This window comes from Burkholderia sp. BCC1996 (assembly GCF_905339955.1).
In the GTDB taxonomy this organism is placed as follows: domain Bacteria; phylum Pseudomonadota; class Gammaproteobacteria; order Burkholderiales; family Burkholderiaceae; genus Burkholderia.
This window is the reverse complement of sequence record NZ_CAJPHM010000004.1, coordinates 242,076-263,794: the sequence shown is the minus strand read 5'-3', so window position 1 is coordinate 263,794 and position 21,719 is coordinate 242,076. Positions and strand designations below refer to the sequence as shown.

The 21,719-nt window shown below is 68.9% G+C and carries 23 protein-coding genes and 1 pseudogene; 10 read left to right on the top strand and 14 right to left on the bottom strand.

Features of this window, described 5'->3' with window-relative positions:
• Window positions 1-7: 7 nt before the first annotated feature.
• The 6 genes from U4Z64_RS07415 to U4Z64_RS07390 all read right to left on the bottom strand — a co-directional run bounded on the left by U4Z64_RS07415 (window position 8) and on the right by U4Z64_RS07390 (window position 5,515).
• Entirely contained in the window at window positions 8-832 is an 825-nt protein-coding gene (locus U4Z64_RS07415) for an aspartate/glutamate racemase family protein (RefSeq protein ID WP_321819564.1), read from the bottom strand.
• Window positions 833-842: 10 nt separating this feature from the next.
• Entirely contained in the window at window positions 843-2,327 is a 1,485-nt protein-coding gene (locus U4Z64_RS07410; protein WP_124486209.1) for an NCS1 family nucleobase:cation symporter-1, read from the bottom strand.
• 149 nt (window positions 2,328-2,476) lie between these two features.
• Complete coding sequence (locus U4Z64_RS07405; RefSeq protein WP_044843742.1) at window positions 2,477-3,181, bottom strand: GntR family transcriptional regulator; 705 nt, start codon at window positions 3,179-3,181, stop codon at window positions 2,477-2,479.
• Window positions 3,182-3,489: 308 nt separating this feature from the next.
• Complete coding sequence (ldcA, locus tag U4Z64_RS07400) at window positions 3,490-4,428, bottom strand: muramoyltetrapeptide carboxypeptidase (protein ID WP_321819563.1); 939 nt, start codon at window positions 4,426-4,428, stop codon at window positions 3,490-3,492.
• 107 nt (window positions 4,429-4,535) lie between these two features.
• Entirely contained in the window at window positions 4,536-5,117 is a 582-nt protein-coding gene (gene tadA / locus U4Z64_RS07395; RefSeq protein WP_052664610.1) for a tRNA adenosine(34) deaminase TadA, read from the bottom strand.
• Window positions 5,114-5,515: a DnaJ family domain-containing protein gene (locus U4Z64_RS07390; RefSeq protein WP_044843744.1), complete on the bottom strand. Its 402-nt coding sequence runs from the start codon at window positions 5,513-5,515 to the stop codon at window positions 5,114-5,116. The genes tadA and U4Z64_RS07390 overlap by 4 nt, the downstream gene beginning before the upstream one ends.
• A 334-nt stretch (window positions 5,516-5,849) precedes the next feature.
• Here U4Z64_RS07390 and U4Z64_RS07385 point away from each other — a divergent pair, with 334 nt between their 5' ends.
• From U4Z64_RS07385 to U4Z64_RS07360, 6 genes and pseudogenes are all read left to right on the top strand, one after another.
• On the top strand, window positions 5,850-6,620 hold the full coding sequence (locus U4Z64_RS07385; RefSeq protein WP_321819562.1) for a GntR family transcriptional regulator: 771 nt from the start codon (window positions 5,850-5,852) through the stop codon (window positions 6,618-6,620).
• Window positions 6,617-8,356, top strand: a complete 1,740-nt coding sequence (locus tag U4Z64_RS07380) for a fumarate reductase/succinate dehydrogenase flavoprotein subunit (RefSeq protein ID WP_321819561.1) — start codon at window positions 6,617-6,619, stop codon at window positions 8,354-8,356. The genes U4Z64_RS07385 and U4Z64_RS07380 overlap by 4 nt, the downstream gene beginning before the upstream one ends.
• Window positions 8,357-8,373: 17 nt before the next feature.
• Window positions 8,374-8,619, top strand: coding sequence for a ferredoxin family protein (locus tag U4Z64_RS07375; RefSeq protein ID WP_006755644.1), 246 nt, complete (start codon window positions 8,374-8,376; stop codon window positions 8,617-8,619).
• Window positions 8,620-8,657: 38 nt separating this feature from the next.
• The gene (locus tag U4Z64_RS07370) at window positions 8,658-9,620 is read left to right on the top strand and encodes a HEAT repeat domain-containing protein (protein WP_321819560.1); all 963 of its coding nucleotides are present in this window, start codon (window positions 8,658-8,660) and stop codon (window positions 9,618-9,620) included.
• A complete protein-coding gene (locus tag U4Z64_RS07365; protein ID WP_321819559.1) occupies window positions 9,617-9,958 on the top strand; it encodes a gamma-butyrobetaine hydroxylase-like domain-containing protein in 342 nt (113 codons plus the stop codon). The genes U4Z64_RS07370 and U4Z64_RS07365 overlap by 4 nt, the downstream gene beginning before the upstream one ends.
• Window positions 9,959-10,270, top strand: a pseudogene (locus tag U4Z64_RS07360) (acetyltransferase); the annotation flags it as partial.
• A gap of 154 nt (window positions 10,271-10,424) precedes the next feature.
• Here the strand turns inward: U4Z64_RS07360 and U4Z64_RS07355 are convergent.
• A complete protein-coding gene (locus U4Z64_RS07355) occupies window positions 10,425-10,979 on the bottom strand; it encodes a helix-turn-helix domain-containing protein (RefSeq protein ID WP_321819558.1) in 555 nt (184 codons plus the stop codon).
• A 108-nt stretch (window positions 10,980-11,087) separates the two neighbouring features.
• Between U4Z64_RS07355 and U4Z64_RS07350 the strand changes: the two genes are divergently transcribed.
• Complete coding sequence (locus tag U4Z64_RS07350) at window positions 11,088-11,741, top strand: DJ-1/PfpI family protein (RefSeq protein ID WP_321819557.1); 654 nt, start codon at window positions 11,088-11,090, stop codon at window positions 11,739-11,741.
• Between the two features lie 216 nt (window positions 11,742-11,957).
• Here U4Z64_RS07350 and guaA read toward each other — a convergent pair whose 3' ends face one another.
• The 5 genes from guaA to U4Z64_RS07325 all read right to left on the bottom strand — a co-directional run bounded on the left by guaA (window position 11,958) and on the right by U4Z64_RS07325 (window position 17,668).
• On the bottom strand, window positions 11,958-13,577 hold the full coding sequence (gene guaA / locus U4Z64_RS07345) for a glutamine-hydrolyzing GMP synthase (protein WP_044843750.1): 1,620 nt from the start codon (window positions 13,575-13,577) through the stop codon (window positions 11,958-11,960).
• Between the two features lie 107 nt (window positions 13,578-13,684).
• Window positions 13,685-14,302, bottom strand: a complete 618-nt coding sequence (locus U4Z64_RS07340) for a hypothetical protein (protein WP_321819556.1) — start codon at window positions 14,300-14,302, stop codon at window positions 13,685-13,687.
• 6 nt (window positions 14,303-14,308) lie between these two features.
• Window positions 14,309-15,769 carry an IMP dehydrogenase gene (guaB, locus tag U4Z64_RS07335; protein WP_044843752.1) on the bottom strand — a complete coding sequence of 487 codons (1,461 nt, stop codon included), beginning with the start codon at window positions 15,767-15,769 and terminating at the stop codon, window positions 14,309-14,311.
• 276 nt (window positions 15,770-16,045) lie between these two features.
• Window positions 16,046-16,873 carry a DUF2182 domain-containing protein gene (locus U4Z64_RS07330; RefSeq protein ID WP_321819555.1) on the bottom strand — a complete coding sequence of 276 codons (828 nt, stop codon included), beginning with the start codon at window positions 16,871-16,873 and terminating at the stop codon, window positions 16,046-16,048.
• A 30-nt stretch (window positions 16,874-16,903) separates the two neighbouring features.
• Window positions 16,904-17,668, bottom strand: a complete 765-nt coding sequence (locus tag U4Z64_RS07325) for a DUF899 domain-containing protein (RefSeq protein WP_321819554.1) — start codon at window positions 17,666-17,668, stop codon at window positions 16,904-16,906.
• Window positions 17,669-17,781: 113 nt separating this feature from the next.
• Between U4Z64_RS07325 and U4Z64_RS07320 the strand changes: the two genes are divergently transcribed.
• The 3 genes from U4Z64_RS07320 to U4Z64_RS07310 all read left to right on the top strand — a co-directional run bounded on the left by U4Z64_RS07320 (window position 17,782) and on the right by U4Z64_RS07310 (window position 20,880).
• Window positions 17,782-19,002 carry a helix-turn-helix domain-containing protein gene (locus U4Z64_RS07320; protein WP_321819553.1) on the top strand — a complete coding sequence of 407 codons (1,221 nt, stop codon included), beginning with the start codon at window positions 17,782-17,784 and terminating at the stop codon, window positions 19,000-19,002.
• A 30-nt stretch (window positions 19,003-19,032) separates the two neighbouring features.
• Complete coding sequence (locus U4Z64_RS07315; RefSeq protein ID WP_321819552.1) at window positions 19,033-19,716, top strand: glutamine cyclotransferase; 684 nt, start codon at window positions 19,033-19,035, stop codon at window positions 19,714-19,716.
• Window positions 19,717-19,896: 180 nt separating this feature from the next.
• Complete coding sequence (locus U4Z64_RS07310; RefSeq protein WP_321819551.1) at window positions 19,897-20,880, top strand: DMT family transporter; 984 nt, start codon at window positions 19,897-19,899, stop codon at window positions 20,878-20,880.
• A gap of 63 nt (window positions 20,881-20,943) precedes the next feature.
• Here the strand turns inward: U4Z64_RS07310 and U4Z64_RS07305 are convergent, their stop codons facing one another.
• Both U4Z64_RS07305 and U4Z64_RS07300 read right to left on the bottom strand, forming a co-directional pair.
• Window positions 20,944-21,267, bottom strand: coding sequence for an RnfH family protein (locus U4Z64_RS07305; protein ID WP_124520012.1), 324 nt, complete (start codon window positions 21,265-21,267; stop codon window positions 20,944-20,946).
• 4 nt (window positions 21,268-21,271) lie between these two features.
• Window positions 21,272-21,709 carry a type II toxin-antitoxin system RatA family toxin gene (locus U4Z64_RS07300; protein ID WP_044843759.1) on the bottom strand — a complete coding sequence of 146 codons (438 nt, stop codon included), beginning with the start codon at window positions 21,707-21,709 and terminating at the stop codon, window positions 21,272-21,274.
• Window positions 21,710-21,719: the final 10 nt, after the last annotated feature.

The following is a 21,719-nucleotide window of genomic DNA, read 5'->3' as shown; positions in this document are numbered from 1 at the left end:
GTGCAGGTCAGACGGCGTGTATGTGCGGTTGCGGCAAAGCCGGGACCGGTTCCGGTGCGGCGCTCCCGCTGCGCGCCGTGGCGGCGGCCGGCGCGGCCTCCGGCGGGCTGAAATGCGCGAATTCGCCGTCGTAGCGCTTCGGCAGCGGCCGCGCATAGTCGCCGCGCTTCGCGGTCGCGAGGCGCAGCGCGACGAGCGCCTCGCCCCACTTGACGGCTGCCGTGACACCTTCCACGACCGGCGCGCCGATCTGCTGCTCGATCTCGTGCGCGAATTCGGCCATCCCGGCACAGCCGAGGACGATCGCGTCGGCACCGTCCTCGTCGAGCGCGCGCCGGCATTCGTGGACGATGATCCGCCGCGCGGCCGAACCGGGCCGGTCGAGCTCGAGCACCGCGACGTCGGTCGCCCGCACGTTGCGGCAGAACCGCTTCATCCCGTAGCGCTCGGCGAGATGCCATGCCATCCCGCAAGTGCGCGCGAGCGTCGTGACGACCGAGAAGCCCGGCGCGAGCACGCTCGCCGCGTGCATCGCCGCCTCGGCGATCCCGATCACCGGCCCGCGCGCGAGTTCGCGCGCCGCATACAGGCCCGGGTCGCCGAAACACGCGATCACGTACGCATCGCAGCCGTCACGCTCGCCCTGCGCGATCTCGGCGAGCAGCCCGGGCGTCGCGAGCGCTTCATCGTAATAGCCTTCGATCGACGGCGGCCCCATCGGCGGGCTCACCGCGACGATCTCGGTGCCTGCCGCCGCGACTTCGCGCGCGCAGCGGCCCATCGCATCGGTCATCCGCTGCGTCGTGTTCGGATTGATCAGCTTGATCTTCATCGCGCGCTCCTCAGGCCTTCGTGCTCGCGAGCAGCCGGTAGAACACGAAGCCGAGCCCCGCGCCGATGAACCACGAGAAGTTCGCGGCGGCCTGCCAGCCCGGCACCATCACGCAGACGACGGCGATCACCGCGGCCGGCAGCAGCGCGGCGAGCGCGCGGCGGTTCACGCCGCCGGTGTACCAGTAGGTGCCGCGCTCCGACATGGTGTACAGGTCGTCGCGCACGAGCCGGCCGCGCTTGACGAGGTAGAAGTCGGCGATCAGCACGCCGTACAGCGGGCCGATGAACGCGCCGAGCACGTCGAGCGTGTAGTGGATCACGGCCGGGTTGTTGAACAGGTTCCACGGCGTGATGAAGATCGACGCGACGGCCGCGAGCATCCCGCCCGCGCGCCAGCTGATCAGCCGCGGCGCGACGTTCGAGAAGTCGAACGCGGGCGACACGAAGTTCGCGACGATGTTGATGCCGATCGTCGCGATCGTGAAGGTCAGCGCGCCGAGGATCACCGCGGTCGGATGGTCGATGCGGCCGACCGTCTCGACGGGATCGGTGATCAGTTCACCGAACACCGGCAGCGTCGCGGCGGTGGTGATCACCGTGACGAGCGAGAACGCGAGGAAGTTGACCGGCAGCCCCCAGAAGTTGCCGCGCTTCACGTCGCCGAACGAGCGGCAATAGCGCGAGAAGTCGCCGAAATTGAGCATCGGCCCGGAGAAGTACGACACGACGAGCGACACGGCCGTGATCATCACCGGAATCACTTCCGCGCCGTGATACTTGACGCCGCCGAGGTTGAGGCCGATGTTGCGCCAGCCCGCGCGCCACACCATGTAGCCGGCCAGGATGAACATCACGACGTAGACGGCCGGGCCCGCGAAGTCGATGAACTTCTTGATCGTCTCCATCCCGTTCCAGAACACGAGCGCCTGCAGCACCCACAGCAGCATGAAGCCGGCCCAGCCGACCGCCGACAGCCCGAGGAAGCCGTAGCGATGGACGTCCGCGTACGGCAGCCATTGCGGAAAGAACTTCAGCACGACGATCACGAGTGCGCTGGACGCGAGATAGGTCTGGATGCCGTACCACGCGATCGCGATCAGCCCGCGGATCACGGCCGGCACGTTCGCGCCGAGCACGCCGAAGGTCGCGCGACACGCGACCGGATACGGCACGCCGATCTGCTGGCTCGGCCGCGCGATCAGGTTGCACAGCCGGTTCACGATCGTGATGCCGACGATCAGCGCGATCAGCACCTGCCAGCTCGTCAGCCCGAGCGCGAACAGGCTGCCCGCGAACACGTAGCCGCCGACGCTGTGCACGTCCGACATCCAGAACGCGAAGATGTTGTACGAGCCCCACGTCTGATTCTTTAGTGGTGCCAAATCTTCGTTGTACAAACGTTCGCTGTAACCGTCCGGCAACACGGGGCCGCCGCCCTCGCCGCCTTCTTCCGCCGGATACGCACTGTCGTGCGCCACACTGAACTGAGCCATGACTTCTCCTTGACGCGGCCTGGCAGCCGCTCCACCGTCATCGATATCGCTCCGGATCGTCGTCCGGAGTCGGACTGGCGGCCGGCGGCGCGAACCGCCGGCCTGCATTGCTCTCGTCGTGTGGCGCGCGGCCGGGTTCGCGTCGCCGCTCAGGCGCCGCCGAACACTTCGCGCAAATCGACCTGCCCTTGCGCGGGCCGGTCCAGCATCTTCAGTTCGACATGCTGCAGGTGGTGCGCCATCAGCGTCACCGCCCGCTTCGAATCGCCCGCTTCCAGCGCGGTCAGGATCTCGTCATGGTCGTCGCACGAGCACGGGCTGCGCCCGTGCGATTCGTACAGCGCCGACATCAGCGTCGAGCGTGCGACGAGCCCGTCGAGGCACTCGCAGAGCGTCGCGTTGCCCGTCAGCGCCGCGAGCGCCGTATGGAATTCGCCCGACAGGCGGATCCACGCCGCGAAGTCGTGCCGCTCGAACGCCTTGCGCTCCTTGTCGATCAGCGCGGCGACGCCCTTCAACCGCTTCGCGCCCGGCCCCGTCGCGAGCCGCTCGACGACGGCCAGCTCGATGATCCGGCGCATCTCGAACACCTCGTGCACATCCTGCAGCGTCGGGCTCGCGACGAACGCACCGCGGTTCGGCTCGAGATCGACCAGCTTGTCGGCCGCGAGCTGCGAGAGCGCCTGGCGGATCGTCCCGCGCTTCACGCCGAACACGTCGCAGAGCTGCGCCTCCGTCAGCTTCGCGCCGGGCGCGAGCCGATGCTCGAGGATCGCGGTGCGGATCCGCTCGGCGATCGCTTCGGGACCGGCGGCGCCGGACGGATGGGTAGCGGAGTCGTTCATGTTCTGCATCGTGTGATGGTCCTCATCCTAGGACGGACATAAAGATTGTCAACAATTCTTTTCGGAGAATGCGCACAATCGGTGTGCATCGGCCTGTGCCAGAGCGGTGCGCTGCGCCCGATATCCAGGCACGACAAGCCTCTCGCGCTTTCCCATGGCGGCTCACGGTGTATACCCTCCCGGCCATTTTGTTGACAAAAATGGTGCGTGCCACGACACCAACCCGATCGGCGGCGATGAAAATTTCCGACCGTTAGTTGCACATTTACTTAAAGAAAAAGGCGGGAAGCCCCGCCTTTCGATGGTCCGCGCCCGCCTCAGCCGAGATGCGGATAGTCCGACAGCGTGAGGCGGAAACCGTGCGCATTCGCGACGAGCTGCGCCTGCGCGCCGAACGGCAGCGTCAGCAGGTCGGGCACGTGACCGAACTGCAGCCCCGTGACGACCGGAATGCCGACCACCGAGCGCACCTGGTCGATCATCGCCTGCATGTCGTAGCCGTTGTCGTACTCGAACGGCCGCGCGCCCGTGAACTGGCCGAGCACGAGCGCCTGCTGGCGCGCGAGCAGCCCCGACAGGTGCAGCTGGTAGATCATCCGTTCGATCCGGAACGGCTGCTCGTTCACGTCCTCGATGAACAGGATGCCGCCCTCGATGTCGGGCATGTACGGCGTGCCGACGAGCGACGTGAGGATCGCGAGGTTGCCGCCCCACAGCGTGCCCGTCACGTTCACGGTCTGCAGTTGCGGCGCCTCGGTGACGATCGTCGTGGTCGGCTGCGACAGCGTCCGCCAGAAGTGCTGCATCGTGAAATCGCTCGGCGTTTCCGCGCCGAAGTCGGCCGACAGCATCGGGCCGCCGAAGGTCTTGATGCGCGCCTTCGCGTACAGCGCGAGCTGGATCGCGGTGAAGTCGCTGTGGCCGACGAGCGCGATCGGCTGGTCGCGCAGCCGACGCTCGAGCCCGCGATAGTCGAGCCCGTGCAGGATGCGCGCGGCGCCATAGCCGCCGCGCACCGCGAGCGCAATATCCGGCAGCGCGCGCTCCGGATCCGCGAGACGGTTCAGGTCGCCGGCCCGCTCGCCGTCGGTGCCGCCGAAGCGCTGAAAGCGACGCTGCGTCGCCTCGATGTTCTCGATGCGCTGCTGCGCGCCGCTCAGGCGCTCGAGCGCGCGGTTGATCGCATCGGGGTCGTGCGGATAACCGGACGGCGCCAGCAGGCGGATGGTGTAGGACGCGGCGGGCTGGAAGGACATGGCGAAAGATATCGGGATCGTCAAACCTGCTTAGAGGGTCCGAACCGTCTCCGGTTCACGGAACTGCGCGGGCCGCCCCGCTCCGGGCGACAGGCACGGCGGGCGGGCTATGACGCGCCGGATGCGGCGTCGCGGGCAAGCCGTGCTTCCCGCAGCGCGCGACGGCGCTCCGCGAAGAACGATTTCAGCGCGGCGCCGCACTCGTCGGCGAGCACGCCGCCGGTCACGTCGGTATGGTGATTGAGTTGCGGATTCGCGAACGCGTCGATCACGCTGCCGCACGCGCCCGTCTTCGGGTCGGCGGCGCCGTAGACGACCCGCGCGATGCGCGCGTGCATGATCGCGCCCGCGCACATCAGGCACGGCTCGAGCGTCACGTACAGCTCGCAGCCGGGCATCCGGTAATTCTGCAGATGCTGCGCGGCCATGCGCAGCGCGGCCATTTCCGCGTGGGCCGACGGATCGTGCCCGCCGATCGGATGGTTGAAGCCGCGTGCGATCACTTCGTCGCCGCGCACGAGCACCGCGCCGACCGGCACTTCGCCGGCCGCACGCGCCTCTTCGGCGGCAGCTTGCGCGAGCCGCATGAAATGCAGGTCGCGCGCCGACACCGGCGCGGCTTCGGGAACAGGAGCATCGGGAACGACAGCCGGTCCGGCTGCCGCGTCGGGCAACGCGTCGGCGCTCACATCGGCCCCGCTTCGGCGGGCGCGTCGTCGAGCCCGCGCTCGCACAGACGTTCCGCGATGCGCCGGCAATAGTCGCGCGGCATCACCATCGGGCCGCCGCGCAGCGATTCGAGCGCCATGTCGAGGGCGAGGATCTTCGCCTGCAGCCGGCAGCGCGCGGCGCGGTCGCTGACCGCCTGCAGTTCGTCCTGCAGGTTGCGCAGCGCGCGCAGTTGCTCGACGGCCGGCGGCACGAAGCCCGCATTCTTCAGGATACGGTTGGCCACCCGCACCTCCTCGGGTACGAGCAGGTCGTCATCCAGCGCCTGCGGCGCGCCGGTACCCGGCAAATCGTCGAACTCGCCCCGCGCGGCGGCGGCGGCAATGCGTTGTTCGACCAGTGCGTCAAGCAATCTCATCAGTCAATCGGAACAAATGCGGCAGCCGAATTCTAGCAGGGTGACGTGCGTATGACAGGCCCTTCGAACGCATGCTCGATATTGTGTTTTTAGGGGCCGAATCGGCGCGCATGCGTGCCGATCGCCGCGACTTGCCGCTGTGCTGCGCCGCAGCAGGCTCCGCGCGGATTCGACGCCGTCTGCGCGGGTCATGCCGGGCCCCGTTTTTTTATTTTCGCGCGGGTCGCCGCCGCCCCGCTTTTCCGGAATCGGAAAGTCGAAATCAGAAATAGTTGGTTGGGGCGCGCGAGCGCGCTCACTACACTCGAGCCATCTTGTCATAACAAGTTGAACGATGACCCCACCCAACGTCGCGCCGCTGTCGGCGGCGCCGCTCTACGTGCAGATCAAGGACACGCTGCGCACGCGCATCCTCGACGGCACCTATGCACCACACAGCCGGATGCCGTCCGAGCACGAACTCTGCGCGATGTTCGACGTGAGTCGCATCACGGTGCGCCAGGCACTCGGCGACCTGCAGAAGGAAGGCCTGCTGTTCAAGCTGCACGGCAAGGGCACGTTCGTGTCGAAGCCGAAGGCGTTCCAGAACGTGACGTCGCTGCAGGGCTTCGCCGAGGCGATGTCGTCGATGGGCTACGAGATCGTCAACCAGCTGCGCAGCTTTCGCACCGTGAAGGCCGATCGGCACCTCGCGACGAAGCTGAACGTGCCGGAAGGCGCGCCGCTCATCGAGATCCACCGCGTGCGGCTGCTGAACCGCGAGCCGGTGTCGCTCGAGCAGACGTGGGTGCCCGAGGCGCTCGGCAAGCGGCTCGCCGGCGCCGATCTCGCGACCCGCGACATCTTCCTGATCCTCGAGAACGACTGCGGCGTGCCGCTCGGCCACGCCGACGTGTCGATCGACGCGATCCTCGCCGACGATGAAATCGTCGACGCGCTGCGCGTCGAGGAAAGCAGCCCCGTGCTGCGGATCGAGCGCCTGACGCACGACGCGTCGGGCACGCCGATCGACTACGAACACCTGTACTTCCGCGGCGACGCCTTCCAGTACCGGCTGCGCATCGACCGGCAGAAGACCCGCCAACCTGCAAGGAATCCTCAATGACTACCCATGTACTCGAATACGACATCGTCGTGGTCGGCGGCGGCACGGCCGGCCCGATGGCGGCGATCAAGGCGAAGGAGCGCGACCCGTCGCTGCGCGTGCTGCTACTGGAGAAGGCCAACGTGAAGCGCAGCGGCGCGATCTCGATGGGGATGGACGGGCTGAACAACGCGGTGATCCCGGGCCACGCGACACCCGAGCAGTACACGCGCGAGATCACGATCGCCAACGACGGGATCGTCGATCAGGAAGCCGTGTACGCGTATGCTACGCACAGCTTTGCGACGATCGAGCAGCTCGACCGCTGGGGCGTGAAGTTCGAGAAGGACGGCACCGGTGACTACGCGGTGAAGAAGGTCCACCACATGGGTTCGTACGTGCTGCCGATGCCGGAAGGCCACGACATCAAGAAGGTGCTGTACCGGCAGCTGAAGCGCGCGCGCATCGTGATCACGAACCGGATCGTCGCGACGCGCGTGCTGACCGACGCGCAGGGCCGCGCGAGCGGCGTGCTCGGCTTCGACTGCCGCACGGCCGAGTTCCACGTGATCCGCGCGAAGGCCGTGATCCTGTGCTGCGGCGCGGCCGGCCGGCTCGGGCTGCCGGCGTCCGGTTACCTGATGGGCACGTACGAGAACCCGACCAATGCGGGCGACGGCTACGCGATGGCGTACCACGCGGGCGCGGCGCTCGCGAACCTCGAGTGCTTCCAGATCAATCCGCTGATCAAGGACTACAACGGGCCGGCCTGCGCATACGTGACGGGCCCGCTCGGCGGCTTCACCGCGAACGGCAAGGGCGAGCGCTTCATCGAGTGCGACTACTGGAGCGGCCAGATGATGTGGGAGTTTTACCAGGAACTGCAAAGCGGCAACGGCCCGGTGTTCCTGAAGCTCGACCATCTCGCGGAGGAAACGATCCAGACCATCGAGCAGATCCTGCACACCAACGAGCGGCCGAGCCGCGGCCGCTTTCACGCGGGGCGCGGCACCGACTACCGGCGCCAGATGGTCGAGATGCACATCTCCGAGATCGGCTTCTGCAGCGGCCACAGCGCATCCGGCGTCTACGTGAACGCCCGCGCGGAAACGACCGTGCCGGGGCTCTACGCGGCCGGCGACATGGCGGCGGTCCCGCACAACTACATGCTCGGCGCATTCACCTACGGCTGGTTCGCCGGACAGAACGCGGCCGACTACGTGGCCGGCCGCGCTCACGCGCCGGTGGACGACGAACAGGTCGCCGCCGAACGCACCCGCGTGCTTGCGCCGCTCACGCGCGAGCGCGGCCTCGCGCCGGCGCAGGTCGAATACAAGCTGCGCCGCATGGTGAACGATTACCTGCAACCGCCGAAGGTGACGCGCAAGATGGAAATCGGGCTGCAACGTTTTGACGGCATTACTGAGGATATCGAAGAAATCAAGGCGAGCCACCCGCATGAACTGATGCGCGCGGCCGAAGTGCGCGCGATCCGCGACTGCGCCGAAATGGCCGCGCGCGCGTCGCTGTTCCGCACCGAGAGCCGCTGGGGGCTGTACCACCATCGCGTCGACTTTCCGCATCGCAACGATGCCGAGTGGTTCTGCCACACGTGGCTGCGCAAGGGTGCAGACGGCACGATGCGCAGCGAGAAACGACCGGTCGAACCCTACGTCGTGCCGCTCGCCGACGACGAACGCAGCGCCTACGCGCACCTGCGCATCCGCGAACCGGCCGCACACGCGGCCGCCCTCTGACTCCGAGGAGCCTTACCGTGCCCCATACCCCGCACGACATCTTCCTGCGCAGCAGCGCACCCGTGACGATCGACGAGGACCGCTGCATCGCCGACAAGGGCTGCACCGTCTGCGTCGACGTGTGCCCGCTCGACCTGCTCGCGATCGACGTGACCAAGGGCAAGGCCTACATGCAGTTCGACGAATGCTGGTACTGCATGCCGTGCGAACGCGACTGCCCGACCGGCGCGGTCAAGGTCGACATCCCGTACCTGTTGCGCTGACCCGGCGCGCCGCTTCCCCACTACCGGACTCACGACACATGAAACCTGCTTCCGACCATGCCGCGCTCGTCGCGCGCGTTGCCGCACCCGATGCATCGGTGCGCCGGATCGCGCTGCTCGAACTCGCCGATCTCGAGGATCCCGATCTCGTGCCGATCTTCGTTGCCGCGCTGCGCGACGATCCGTCCGCCGACGTGCGCGGCGAGGCCGCGCGCGTGCTCGCCGCCTGGGAGCAGCCCGACGTCGTCGACGCGCTGTGCCGCGCGCTGCTCGATCCGGACGACGACGTGCGCGCGACCGCCGCACACAGCCTGTCCGAACTGAAGGACGTCGCATCCGGCGCCGCGCTGTGCCGCTGGGTCGAGCACGCCGAACCGTTCGTGCGCGGCGCCGTGCTGCGCGCGCTGCGTGAACTGCGCGACCCCGCCGCGTTCGCGCCGGCGCTGCGCGCACTCGACGCGCCGGCGTCGGCCGTGCGCGCCGAGGCCGTCGCCGTGCTCGGCTGGCTCAAGAACGCCCGCGCGCTGGCGCCGCTCGCACGCATCGCCACGACCGACACGCATGCGGACGTACGGCGTATCGCGGTCGGCGCGGTCGGATTCGCGGCGTCCGCCGACACGGCCGTCGTCACCGCCTTGCTCGCGGCGCTGCGCGACGCCGAATGGCAGGTCCGCGAGGAAGCGGCCGCGACGCTCGGCAAGCTGCGTGTCGCGGCCGCGCGCGCACCGCTCGTCGCCGCGCTCGACGACGATTACTGGCAGGTGCGCTTGCGTGCGGTGCGCGCACTCGGGCAATTGCGCGACGCCGCCGCGGCGCAGGCCGTCGCCGCGCTGCTGTCGCACGCGATCAGCAACCTGCGCAAGGAGGCCGCGCTTGCCCTCGGCGAACTGCGCGATCCCGCGACGCTGCCCGCGCTGCACGACGCGCTCGACGATCGCGATCCCGAAGTACGCAAGGCCGTGCGGATCGCGATCGCGCAGATCGGAGAAGATGCTCGATGACGCCGCCGACCGAGATCACGCTCGATCATGCGGCCCGCGCATTGACGCTGTGCTGGCCGAACGGCGACACGCAGCGCATCGGCTATGCGCGCTTGCGCAGCGCTTGCCCGTGCGCCGCATGCCGGAAGATCCGACTCGATGGCGGGCAGGTCGACGCGCCACCCGATCTGACGCTGGACGGCGTGGAAGCGGCCGGTTACGGCATCCGCCTGCTGTTCGGCGACGGTCACGCGCGCGGCATCTATCCGTGGCCGTTTCTGGCGGAACTCGGCGCAGACGAGACGGGTGCCGGCGTCGCAGCGCCCGACGTGCCCGCATCCGGCCATCCAGCGAACTGACCGTCCGCGAAGCTCGATCTGGCCGTCGACGAGCACGATCGTCCGGTCGACTTCATGCTGCTCGACGGCAGTCACATGGAAGCACTGTTCGTCGATCCCGCTCACCATGGCGCGGGCGTCGGGCGGCGGCTGGTCGAAGCGGCCCTCGGACGCCATCCCGACCTGTCGACCGACGTCAACGAGCAGAACGAAGCGGCGGCGGGATTCTACGAACGGCTCGGATTCGAGCGCTGCGGGCGATCGGCGCTCGATGGACAAGGGCGGCCTTATCCGCTGATTCATCTTCGTTATCGTAGTGGCGGACAAGACTGAGCAGGATCGGGACAGCGCGTGACGTCGCCTTGCGCTGCATCGAAAGCCGCGCTTTCCACCGACGCTACAACGGAGCACCCGCCCGCCTTCTGCTCTGCGATACGCGATCCATCCGTGCAGCACGGGCACCGCGGGCATCGCGGGCATCGCACCGCTACGCGCGTCGGCGTGGCAGCATGCGCTCGGCGACCGCGAACGCACGCTGCATGAAGTGGTTGAACCGCTCGGCATCGCGCCGCAATCCGGCCTGCTGGCCGCCGATCAGACACAGGTGCGCGATCTGCCCGACGATCTCGGCTTCGCCCGGCATGGGGACCCACCGACGGGACGTCTCGAGCGCGAATGCGAGACGCGTGGCATCGACGCGCTGCTGGAATTCCGCGACCAGCGCGTCCTGCATTGCCCAGGCGCGGATCGCCACTTCGCGCCCCGGTCGCTTCTCCGCCGCGATGCGCAGGTAGCGCGTCAGCGTGTCGCCCGCGCCGCGGCCGTCCGCCGCGTAGGCGAGCATGCGTGCGGTGTAATCGTCCTCCCACGCGGTCAGCAACGTCCTGACGAAGTCCTCCCGATTCCGGAAGTGGTGATGGAACGAGCCGCGGGTCACGTTCAGCCGTCGTGCGAGACGCTCGGCCGAAATCCCCGCATACCCTTCCCCGTCGAGGGCGTCGAAGCCCGCGGCGATCCAGTCGTTTCGAGTCAATGTGCGCATCGGTATCGCCATACAGGCTGTGTATGGCGCGGCATGGGCAGATAGGCTGCGAACTCTATCACGGCCGCCACCGCTTCCGGCAAGGCGCCACGACTCACGGAGTTCACGTTGAAAGACATCGCTCTCGTCGCATTCGACCAGTTCACCGACATCGACCTGTTCCTGATGTGGGACATCCTCGGCCGCAACACCGCGGACTGGCGTGTCCGGATTCTCGGCGCGCAGCCGCTGCTGCGTTCCGCGCATGGTCTGGCCATCCCCATGCACGGCCCGCTCGAGGAAGCCAATCGCGCCGACGCCGTACTGTTCTCGAGCGGCAGGCTGGGCATCCCGGCCGCGCTCGCGAGCCCGGATTTCCTGCCGTCGTTCGATCTCGATCCGGCGCGCCAATACATCGGATCGATCTGCGCGGGCGCTTTCGTCCTGGAGCGGCTCGGGCTTTTGCCGGACCGTCGCGCAACGACGCACCCCGACGCGCGACACGGGCTGACGGATCGCGGGCTGCACGTGCCGGACCAGCCGCTCGTGTGCCACGGCAATGTTGCGACGGCGGGCGGCTGCGTGGCGGCGCTCTATCTGACGGGATGGCTCGTGGAATCGATGTTCGATGCGGACAAGCGGCGCGAGACGTTGCTGCCGGTCCTGCCCGCCGGACAACAGGAACTCTACGAGGACATCATCGAATTCAGCATTCGACAAGGACAGGGGCAGACTTCGGGCTCGATCAGGATGATCGATGCCGGCGGTCGTCGGCTGCCCTAGCGCGCGACATGCAGGCGCGTCGCTTGTAGCGGCCGGGCTGTCCCGCACCTCCGCGCCCGGACCCGGCATGCAGGCAAGGAAAACGCTGCGCACCGGCGACCATCGAATCACGGCCGCCAACCGCACAAACGACAACGCCCGGCAGGTTCCCCTGCCGGGCGTTGCGCATCATCCGATGCCGCTATCGGTCATCGAGGCACGCCTCGACGCCGACGCTCACTCCCACTCGATCGTCGCCGGCGGCTTGCCCGAGATGTCGTACACCACGCGGTTGATCCCGCGCACCTCGTTGATGATCCGGTTCGACGCACGGCCGAGCAGCGCGTACGGCAGGTGCGCCCAGTGCGCGGTCATGAAGTCGGTGGTCTGCACCGCGCGCAGCGACGTCACGTAGTCGTACGTGCGGCCATCGCCCATCACGCCGACCGACTTCACCGGCAGGAACACCGCGAACGCCTGGCTCGTCAGGTCGTACCAGGTCTTGCCGACGTCGGCCTCGCCGCACAGGCCCGCCGCCGCGTCCTGCGCGGTGGCGGTCGTGCCGCGCAACTCCTCGATGAAGATCGCATCCGCGCGACGCAGCAGGTCCGCGTATTCGCGCTTCACTTCGCCGAGAATCCGCACGCCGAGGCCCGGGCCCGGGAACGGATGGCGGTACACCATCTCCGGCGGCAGGCCGAGCGCGACGCCGAGTTCACGCACTTCGTCCTTGAACAGGTCGCGCAGCGGCTCGAGCAGCTTCAGGCCGAGCGTTTCCGGCAGGCCGCCGACGTTGTGGTGGCTCTTGATCGTCGTCGCCTTCTTCGTCTTCGTGCCGCCCGACTCGACCACGTCCGGGTAGATCGTGCCCTGCGCGAGCCACTTCGCCTTCGACAGCTTCTTCGCCTCGGCCTGGAACACCTCGACGAACTCGCGGCCGATGATCTTGCGCTTCGCTTCCGGATCGGTCACGCCGGCCAGGTGGCCGAGGAACTGCTCGGATGCGTCGACGTGCACGACCTTCGCATGCAGGCGGCCCTCGAACATGTCGAGCACCATCTGGCCTTCGTTCAGGCGCAGCAGACCGTGGTCGACGAACACGCAGGTCAGCTGGTCGCCGATCGCGCGGTGGATCAGCGCGGCCGCGACGCTCGAATCGACGCCGCCCGACAGGCCGAGAATCACTTCCTCGTCACCGACCTGCTCGCGAATCTTCGCGACGGCTTCCTCGATGTGGTTCTTCATGATCCAGTCGGGCTTCGCGCCGGCGATCTGCAGCACGAAGCGTTCGATGATCTGGCGGCCCTTCACCGTGTGCGTGACTTCCGGGTGGAACTGCACCGCGTAGTAGCCGCGCGCCTCGTCGGCCATGCCGGCGATCGGGCAGCTCGGCGTCGACGCCATCAGCGCGAAGCCCGGCGGCAGCTCGGCAACCTTGTCGCCGTGGCTCATCCAGACCTTCAGCATGCCGTGGCCTTCGTCCGTCTTGAAATCCTCGATGCCGTCGAGCAGGCGCGTATGGCCGTGCGCGCGCATTTCCGCATAGCCGAATTCGCGATGGTCGCTCCACTCGACCTTGCCGCCGAGCTGCACGGCCATCGTCTGCATGCCGTAGCAGATGCCGAGCACCGGCACGCCGAGATCCCACACGGCCTGCGGCGCGCGCAGCTGGTGGTCTTCGTACGTGCTCGCGTGGCTGCCCGACAGGATCACCGCCTTCGGCGCGAACTCGCGGACGAAGTCGTCGGACACGTCGTTCGGGTGGATTTCGCAGTAGACGTGCGCTTCGCGCACGCGGCGCGCGATCAGTTGGGTGACTTGCGAACCGAAGTCGAGAATCAGGATTTTGTCGTGCATGGCTGCGGACGGGATGAAGAGAATAAGAAAAGCAGCGCACGAAGCGCTGCGTCAAAAGCATGGACAGCGGCGTCGGGCGGCAGGCGGCTCGCTCGACGCATCGCCGGTCAATCCCGCAACGGCGGGCGGGCGTCGAATGCGACGCTGCCTGACGCGCGGTCGGATGCGGCCGACGTGGTGGCCGCGGCCGGCGCCGAGGGCGCCGCCGGACGGCTGACGACCGGTTCGACCCGCTGCCGCGGCGCGGAGGCCACCGCCGGTTCGGCCGGGCGCTTCGCGTCCCGGGCGTCGGGCGCCTGCGCCCGTTCCACCCTTTCCGCCTTCTCGCGCCGCCGCACGGTCGATGCCAGCCGCACGCCGCCGAGGCCCAGCAAGATCAGCGCGACCCCGGCCATCGCCGACAGCACGCGGCCAGCGGCCGCGAGCGCGGGACCGTTGCCGGTGCCGAACGACCACACGACCGCCAGCACGCCGATCAGCCAGTTCACATGGCCGACCGCACGTGCGACGGGCGCCGTGAGATCACCGTTGAGCGCCGCATGAAACGCGAGCCACGCGAGGCCGAGCAGCGCGATGCCGAACGCCTGGCCGAGCATCGCCGGCTGGATGTTCGCCAGCTGCAGCGCGTTGAACAGCGCCTGCCAGGGCGTCAGCACGAACAGCACGCCGAACGCCAGCAGCAGCACGGCATCGACGATCAGCACGGCTCGCAGCAGCGGTTTCATCGGCGATCAGTCCACGTGGTAGTTCGGTGCTTCCTTCGTGATCTGCACGTCGTGCACGTGCGACTCGCGCATGCCCGCCGCGGTGATCTGGACGAATTCGGCCTTGTCGTGCAGCTCATCGATCGTCTTGCAGCCGCAGTAGCCCATGCTCGCGCGCACGCCGCCGACCAGCTGGAACAGGATCGCGTTGACCGAACCCTTGTACGCGACGCGGCCCTCGATGCCTTCCGGCACGAGCTTGTCGATGTTCGCCGAGTTGTCCTGGAAGTAGCGGTCCGCCGCGCCGTCCTTCATCGCGCCGACCGAACCCATGCCGCGATACGACTTGTACTGGCGGCCCTGGTACAGGAACACGTCGCCCGGCGCCTCTTCGGTGCCCGCGAACATGCTGCCCATCATCACCGCGTTCGCGCCGGCCGCGAGGGCCTTCGACACGTCGCCCGAGAAGCGCACGCCGCCGTCGGCGATGCACGGCACGCCGGTGCCCTTCAGCGCTTCCGCGACGTTCGCGATCGCGCTGATCTGCGGCACGCCGACGCCCGCGACGATCCGCGTCGTGCAGATCGAGCCCGGGCCGATACCGACCTTGACCGCGTCCGCGCCGTATTCGACGAGCGCCTTCGCGGCGGCGGCCGTCGCGATGTTGCCGCCGATCACCTCGACGTGCGGGAAGTTCTGCTTGACCCAGCGCACGCGCTCGAGCACGCCCTTGCTGTGGCCGTGCGCGGTATCGACGACGATCACGTCGACGCCGGCCTGCACCAGCAGCTCGACGCGCTCTTCGTTGTCCGGGCCGACGCCGACCGCCGCGCCTGCGCGCAGCTTGCCGTGTTCGTCCTTGCACGCATCCGGGTGTTCGGTCTGCTTCGTGATGTCCTTCACGGTCATCAGGCCGCGCAGTTCGAACGCGTCGTTGACGACCAGCACGCGCTCGAGGCGGTGGCTGTGCATCAGCGCCTTCGCTTCGGCGAGCGGCGTGCCTTCCTTGACGGTGACGAGACGCTCGCGCGGCGTCATGATCGACTTGACCGGTTCGTCGAGGCGCGATTCGAAACGCAGGTCGCGGTTCGTGACGATGCCGACGAGCTGCGGGCCTTCGACGACCGGGAAGCCCGAGATGCCATGCTGACGCGACAGCGCGATCACGTCGCGCACCTTCATCTGCGGCGGAACCGTGATCGGGTCGCGCACGACGCCCGATTCGAAACGCTTGACCTTCGCGACTTCGCGAGCCTGCTCGGCCGGCGTGAGGTTCTTGTGGACGATGCCCACACCACCCTGCTGCGCCATCGCGATCGCGAGGCGACCTTCGGTGACCGTGTCCATCGCGGCGGACACGAGCGGCATGTTCAGGGAGATGTTGCGGGTCAGCTTGGTCTTCAGGCTGGTGTCGCGCGGGAGAACGTCGGAAAAGGCGGGAACGAGGAGCACATCATCGAAAGTGAGTGCTTTTTGGATCAGACGCATGGCAAATCCTATGGGCGCAAAAGCGAATTATACGCGAAGCGCTGCGAATTTTCACAACACGAACAACGGGTTAGCCGTTTCCCGGCAGTCGGGGGCCGAATCGTTCGGATCGCCGTTCGGTTCGTTTTCGATCGCCTTTCGTTTCACCCCCGCATCGGCCCATTCGCGCAGCCGGCCGGAATCGGGCCGATCGCCCGCCGTTGCCGTACGACGCCGGACCTGCCGACGGTGCCTGCGCCGGCCCCGTTCGACGCGCGCCGGCAGCCCCGGGCGCCGCTAGGCCAGCCCGGCCGCGGCCCACGCGATCATCGCCGCGCCGGCGCCGATCGCGACACCGCCGACGATCCGCGCGAGGCGAACGCCAGCCGGCGCCAGCCGCTCGGCGGCGACCGCCACGGTCACGACGGCCATCACGCGCAGGTCCATCATGCCGGCCGCCAGTGCGACGGCCATCAGGTTCCCGCAGCAGGCGCCGCACCGTAGCGCGGTACGCACGCCGTACCGCCACGCGACTGCGGCGCGGGCTGCCGCCCGCGGCGCGCGTCCCTCGTCCGGTGCATGCCGGCAGCAACCGAGCCGGCGCGCCTTCCAGCCGGAAAACTGCAGCACGCCCGCGCCGAGCACGATCACGCCAGCCGCGAACGGCACCGTGGCGGCGAGCGCGGGCAGCCGCGCGGCGGCCGCCGCCCAGGCAGTGCCGACCGGAAACACCAGCGCGCCGAGCGCCATCCACACGGAGAAATACGCGGTGCCCGCGACCGCGACGAACCATGCCGCACGCGCTTCGCCCACCGCGCCGAGACGTTGCCGATATCGCCAGAGCACCGGCGCCAGCACCGGCAGCATCATCGTCACCGTCATCGCGCCCCACATCCCGGCGAATGCGGCGAACGCGCGCCCTGCCTGCCATCCGCACGGCCTGAGCCACCCGGCCGACAGCGTCCAGCCGCCGGCCATCGGCATGCCGCCCATCGCGTCCATCGATGCGTGCTGCGCGAGCATCGCCCAGGTCGCGGCGGCCCATACCGCGACGAGCGCGGCGCCGAACACCCGCCGGCCGCCGCCCGCGTCAGCGGCCGCAGCCCGTTTCGTCGCCGTGCTCATCGCCCGCTCCCGCGGCGCGCCGGCCCGCGCTCAACCGCGTGCGTACTCGTCATGACGGCGCCACCACACGCCCGTCTCGTTGCGCCCGAGCGGCGCGCGATCGAGCCACTGGTACATCCCCCACAGCCCGTCGAGCCCGCGCGCGTACGTCGAATACGTGTGATAGACGATGCCGTCCTCGCGCACGAACGCGCTCATCCCCGGCCGGTCGCGCGCGTACGTGGCGGCGTCGGTGCCGCACGTCGCCGCGAACTGGGCGAGCGCGGCGGGCGGCGGGTCCATGTCCATCGCGTGGCCGGCCCGCGCATAGTTGTATTCGACGTCACCGGCGCGCTGCTGCGCTTCGGTGAACGACACGTTGAAGTCGAAGTTGAACTCGCCGCCGTCCGACGACGCCCACGGAAAGTGCCAGCCCATCCGCTGCCGGTATGCCAGCAGCTTCGCGAGCGGCGCGCGCGACACCGCCGCGAGCGTCACGTCGTGGTTCGCGAGGTGGACCGCGAAACCGTCGAAGCCGTCGGCGAGCGCCGAGCACGACGGGCAGCCGGCCTTGTAGTCGGGCCCGAACATGAAGTGATAGACGAGCAGTTGCGAACGGCCGCCGAACAGGTCGTCGAGGGTCGCCGGGCCGCGTTCGGTGTCGAACCGGTAGGCCTTGTCGACGCGCACCCACGGCAGCGCCTGGCGCCGCCGCGCGAGTTCGTCGCCATGCCGGGTCAGCGCCTTTTCCGCATCGAGCAGCGCGCGGCGCGCAGCCAGCCATTCGTCGCGCGTTCCGGTGAGATGGTTCGTCATTACGGGTTCCTCCTTTCGATGGATATCCGGGCACGGCGCATCTGCCGTGTGCGTGGTGCTAGATTAGGACCGGGCGTCGAACCGGAGGGAGTGACAACTGTGTCGGGATTCGAATGGATTCGCTGATCACGGCCGCCGCGCGGGCGCTCGCGGCGGGCGACCCGCTCGGCGCGCTGAACCGCGTCGCGTTGCGCGACGACGCACCGGCGCTCGCGTTGCGCGGCATCGCGATGGCCCAGCTCGGTGATTTCGAGCGCGCACGCGCGCTCGTGCGCAGCGCGGCCCGCGCATTCGGCGTGAAGGAAGCCGTCGCGCGGGCGCGCTGTGTCGTCGCGGAGGCCGAGATCGCGCTGGCGTCGCGCGACCTCGGCTGGCCGTCGCGCGCCCTCGACGCCGCCTGCGCGACGCTCGACGCACACGGCGACCGCACCAACGCCGCGCATGCGCGCTATCTCGGCGTGCGCCGGCTGCTGCTGATCGGGCACGTCGGGGATGCCGAACAGCGGCTCGCGAGCCTCGATCCCGCACCGCTGCCCGCCGCATCGCGCGCGGCTCACGAACTGATCGCGGCCGGCATCGCGATGCGCCGCATCCGCCCGCACGCGGCGCGCCTGGCGCTCGCCCGTGCGCGCGCGGCCGCACAGGATGCCGGCATCGCCGCGCTGACGGCCGAAGTCGACACGGCTGCCCGCATGCTCGATACGCCGGCCGCGCGACTCATCGCGCGCGGTGCGTCGCGGCTCGTGCTGCTCGACGAGGTCGAGGCGCTGCTGGCATCGAACGCGCTCGTCGTCGATGCATGCCGCCACGCGGTGCGCGACGCGCGCACGACCGTGTCGCTCGCACGCCGCCCGGTGCTGTTCGTGCTCGCCCGCGCACTGGGCGAGGCGTGGCCCGGCGACGTGTCGAGAAACACGCTCGTCGCCGCGGCGTTTCGCGCGAGACACGCGGACGAATCGCATCGCGCCCGCCTGCGCGTCGAGATCGGCCGCTTGCGCGTGGTGCTGCGGCCGCTCGCGAACATCACTGCGACGCCGAGCGGCTTCGCGCTCGAACCACTCGGCCCGCACGAGGCCGTCGTGCTCGCACGTCCGGTCGACGACCGCCACGCGGCCGTGCTCGCGCTGCTCGCGGACGGCGAGGCGTGGTCGAGCTCCGCGCTGGCGCTCGCACTCGGCGTGAACCAGCGCACCGTGCAGCGCGCGCTCGATGCGCTCGCCGAAGCGGACAAGGTGCAGGCGGTCGGCCGCGGTCGCGCGCGCCGCTGGATGACGCCGCCGCTGCCCGGATTCGCGACGACCTTGTTACTCCCCGCGCCGCTGCCGGGCGACTAGGATGGGGATACCAACGACGAGGTGACAAACATGAAACGCTCCCCCGCAGACATCCTCCGCGAATACGGCCCGTTTCCGGGCGTCGACGGCGTACACGGCGTCACGTTCGACGGGCGGCACGTGTGGTTCGCGTCCGGCGACAAGCTGAACGCGCTCGACCCGGAACGCGGCACGACCGTGCGCGCACTCGACGTCGCCGCGCACGCAGGCACCGCGTTCGACGGGCGCCACCTGTTCCAGATCGTCGAGGACCGTATCGAGAAGATCGATCCCGACTCCGGCCGCGTGCTCGCGACGATCCCCGCGCCCGGCGGCGGCGCCGATTCGGGGCTGGCCTGGGCGGAAGGCACGCTGTGGGTCGGCCAGTACCGCGAACGCAAGATTCACCAGGTGGATCCGCAATCGGGCGCCGTGCTGCGCACGATCGAATCGAACCGCTTCGTCACCGGCGTGACGTGGGTCGACGGCGAGCTGTGGCACGGCACGTGGGAAGCGGACGAGAGCGCGTTGCGGCGGATCGACCCGCGCAACGGGCAAGTGCTCGAACAGGTCGACATGCCGCCCGGCGTCGGCGTGTCGGGGCTGGAGTCCGACGGCCGCGACCTCTTCTACTGCGGCGGCGGCAACAGCGGCAAGCTGCGCGCCGTGCGCCGCCCCGCGCGGGCACGCGCGGCGGGCGACGGTGCGGCGGCGGCCGAGCCGGTCGAGCGCTGATCGGTTGATCGTCGAAGGGCAACGCGACCCGCCGTAGCCTCCGGTAAGCAGGACCGGATCGCGGCGGCGCTTGCAGCCGATCCCTGCTCCACCCCGCTCCCGAGTGCAGGAATGAACAAGACGCGGTCGCGCCGCCGTCGTTAAGATGCGCGCTCGTCAGTCTTTCGTTCGGAGCAGTCGATGCAGCGCGGTGTGGTGTATGGCGTCCTCGCGGGCGCGTTGTGGGGCATGGTCTTTCTCGTGCCGCGGCTCATGACCGACTTCTCTCCGCTGCTGCTGAGCGCGGGCCGCTATGCGATGTACGGCCTCGTGTCGCTGGCGGCGGCCCTGCCGGCCGCCCGCTCGCTGCTCGCCCGGCTGACCCGCGAGGATCTCGTCGCGCTCGCGAAGCTCGCGCTGATCGGCAACGTTGCGTACTACATGCTGCTGTCCGGTGCCGTGCACCTGATCGGCATCGCACCCAGCTCCCTGATCGTCGGCGTGCTGCCCGTGACCGTCACGCTGGCGGGCCTCGGCGACCACGGCGCGATGCCGCTGCGGCGCCTCGCCGCCCCGCTCGCGCTGGTGATCGCCGGCATCGTCTGCATCAACGTCGACCTCTTCACGTCGGAAGCTGCGCAGGCGACGACGCTCGGCCAGAAGCTCGCGGGCATCGCGTGCGCAAGCGGCGCACTCGCGAGCTGGACCTGGTACGCGGTCGCGAACACGCGCTACCTGCAGCGCCACCCTCATTTCGGCGGCAACGAGTGGTCGGTGCTGTGGGGTGTCGTGACGGGGCTGATCGGCGGCCTCTGCTGGCTCGCGATCCTCGCGCTGCCGGCCGGCACGGTGCAGGCCGCCGTTCCGGCATCGCGCTGGCACCTGTTCTGGCTGCTGAACCTCGTGCTTGCGATCGGCGCGTCGTGGCTCGGCAACGGACTGTGGAACGCGGCGTCGAAGCGGCTGCCGCTCACGCTGTCCGGCCAGCTGATCGTGTTCGAAACCGTGTTCGCGATGCTCTATGCGTTCGTCTACGATCAGCGGATGCCGCGCATACTCGAGATCGTGGCGCTCGCCCTGCTGCTGGCGGGCGTCTACGGGTCGGTGCGCCGGCACAACGACACGCATGCGGGCGGCAACACGCCCGGCAACGCGGCCGTGAACGCGAACGTCACGGCGCACTGAGCGCCGCCGCGCCTGGTCTGACGAATCGGAACGGAGAAGATGCAGCGACGCCGACGCGACGCGTCAGCGCGCGTCCTTGTGCATCCACTTGCGGCCCTCGACGGAGCCCTCGCGGCGGGTCTTGTCGACGCGCCGCTGACGCGCGAGCTTCGGATCGACGATCAACGGGCGGTAGATCTCGACGCGGTCGTGGTCGGCGAGTGGCGCGTCGAGCGGCGCGAGCTTGCCGAATATGCCGGTTTTCGTGTGCGCGAGGTCGATTTCCGGGTGCAGCGCGAGCACGCCGCTCGCGTCGATCGCCGCGCGCACGGTCGCGCCTTCGGGCAGCGACACCGGAATCAGCGTCTGGCGATCCGGCAGCGCGTAGCAGACTTCGATCGACAGCATCGCGTCACCCCTTCCCGTAGCGCTGGTCGGCGCGCTTGACGAACGAATCGACGAACGTGTTCGCGATATGGCTGAACACCGGCCCGATGATCTTCTCGAGCAGGATGCTCGAGAACTCGTAGTGCAGCGCGAATTCGATCTTGCACGCATCGGCGCGCAGCGGGATGAAGCGCCACGAGCCCGTGAACTTCCGGAACGGGCCGTCAGCGAACTCCATGTCGATCCGCGTCGGGCGCTGCTGCGTGTTGCGCGTCGCGAAATGCTGCTTGATGCCCTTGAAGTTGATGTCGATGCGCGCTTCCATCCCGCTGTCGTCCTGACGGCGAATCTCGACGCCGCCGCACCAGGGCAGGAAATTGGGGTAATCGGCCACGTCGGTGACGAGGTCGAACATCTGTTCCGCCGAATGACGGATCAATACGGTTTTCTGGACATCTGCCATAAATCGCGCG

What these genes read in the sequence shown, in the direction of transcription:
- U4Z64_RS07410 (WP_124486209.1), bottom strand. Translation starts at nt 2,327, where the DNA reads ATGGCTCAGTTCAGTGTGGCGCACGACAGTGCGTATCCGGCGGAAGAA.
- U4Z64_RS07380 (WP_321819561.1), top strand. Translation starts at nt 6,617, where the DNA reads ATGACTACCCATGTACTCGAATACGACATCGTCGTGGTCGGCGGCGGC.
- U4Z64_RS07305 (WP_124520012.1), bottom strand. Translation starts at nt 21,267, where the DNA reads ATGCTGTCGATCGAAGTCTGCTACGCGCTGCCGGATCGCCAGACGCTG.
- U4Z64_RS07370 (WP_321819560.1), top strand. Translation starts at nt 8,658, where the DNA reads ATGAAACCTGCTTCCGACCATGCCGCGCTCGTCGCGCGCGTTGCCGCA.
- U4Z64_RS07340 (WP_321819556.1), bottom strand. Translation starts at nt 14,302, where the DNA reads ATGAAACCGCTGCTGCGAGCCGTGCTGATCGTCGATGCCGTGCTGCTG.
- U4Z64_RS07325 (WP_321819554.1), bottom strand. Translation starts at nt 17,668, where the DNA reads ATGACGAACCATCTCACCGGAACGCGCGACGAATGGCTGGCTGCGCGC.
- U4Z64_RS07310 (WP_321819551.1), top strand. Translation starts at nt 19,897, where the DNA reads ATGCAGCGCGGTGTGGTGTATGGCGTCCTCGCGGGCGCGTTGTGGGGC.
- U4Z64_RS07365 (WP_321819559.1), top strand. Translation starts at nt 9,617, where the DNA reads ATGACGCCGCCGACCGAGATCACGCTCGATCATGCGGCCCGCGCATTG.
- U4Z64_RS07315 (WP_321819552.1), top strand. Translation starts at nt 19,033, where the DNA reads ATGAAACGCTCCCCCGCAGACATCCTCCGCGAATACGGCCCGTTTCCG.
- U4Z64_RS07355 (WP_321819558.1), bottom strand. Translation starts at nt 10,979, where the DNA reads ATGCGCACATTGACTCGAAACGACTGGATCGCCGCGGGCTTCGACGCC.
- U4Z64_RS07300 (WP_044843759.1), bottom strand. Translation starts at nt 21,709, where the DNA reads ATGGCAGATGTCCAGAAAACCGTATTGATCCGTCATTCGGCGGAACAG.
- U4Z64_RS07405 (WP_044843742.1), bottom strand. Translation starts at nt 3,181, where the DNA reads ATGCAGAACATGAACGACTCCGCTACCCATCCGTCCGGCGCCGCCGGT.
- U4Z64_RS07390 (WP_044843744.1), bottom strand. Translation starts at nt 5,515, where the DNA reads ATGAGATTGCTTGACGCACTGGTCGAACAACGCATTGCCGCCGCCGCC.
- U4Z64_RS07320 (WP_321819553.1), top strand. Translation starts at nt 17,782, where the DNA reads ATGGATTCGCTGATCACGGCCGCCGCGCGGGCGCTCGCGGCGGGCGAC.
- ldcA (WP_321819563.1), bottom strand. Translation starts at nt 4,428, where the DNA reads ATGTCCTTCCAGCCCGCCGCGTCCTACACCATCCGCCTGCTGGCGCCG.
- guaB (WP_044843752.1), bottom strand. Translation starts at nt 15,769, where the DNA reads ATGCGTCTGATCCAAAAAGCACTCACTTTCGATGATGTGCTCCTCGTT.
- U4Z64_RS07385 (WP_321819562.1), top strand. Translation starts at nt 5,850, where the DNA reads ATGACCCCACCCAACGTCGCGCCGCTGTCGGCGGCGCCGCTCTACGTG.
- U4Z64_RS07330 (WP_321819555.1), bottom strand. Translation starts at nt 16,873, where the DNA reads ATGAGCACGGCGACGAAACGGGCTGCGGCCGCTGACGCGGGCGGCGGC.
- U4Z64_RS07415 (WP_321819564.1), bottom strand. Translation starts at nt 832, where the DNA reads ATGAAGATCAAGCTGATCAATCCGAACACGACGCAGCGGATGACCGAT.
- guaA (WP_044843750.1), bottom strand. Translation starts at nt 13,577, where the DNA reads ATGCACGACAAAATCCTGATTCTCGACTTCGGTTCGCAAGTCACCCAA.